We start from the raw sequence: 513 nt of genomic DNA on the forward strand, positions 1-513 counted from the left end.
CAACGCGGCTACGTTCCGAGTGATAGTGCATCCAAAGAGCATCGAGATCGACTTGGCACCATACTTTCGCTTTGGTTGAACAAGTGAAAATGGCTTCTACAAACTCGCGTCGTTCTCCTTGGAATTGGTTAACGATAAATTGCTGATCTTGTAGGAATTTGAATCGATATTCGGCAAAGTAGCTAAACTTAGCTTCGATCACTTTCGCAAGCTCTAAATACACCAACAGCGTCTTGAGTGGTAACTGGCGGATATTGCTCTCGCGAGACAAACGTAGTGGCACGACTTCCCACTGAGGTTGGTGCTCTTTGATTTGACCCAATACATAACTAATCGAAGAGCGCTCAGGCGTGTCGCCAAACACAAAGTTTTCTAATACAGTTAGCCCAGAAGTATTGCCAAGCAGAATGCATTCAGAGCGTTGTCCATCTCGTCCTGCTCGACCTATTTCCTGGGCATAGTTTTCAATGGATTTAGGCAGATCAAAGTGGATCACTCGGCGAATATCGGATT

At 45.4% G+C, this 513-nt stretch carries 1 protein-coding gene; it reads right to left on the bottom strand.

The window, feature by feature from the left end:
• Positions 1-513: helicase-related protein (locus R7Q11_RS29470; RefSeq protein ID WP_263857239.1), on the bottom strand; the 513-nt coding region annotated here is incomplete at both ends.

Source organism: Vibrio sp. 970, assembly GCF_033339075.1.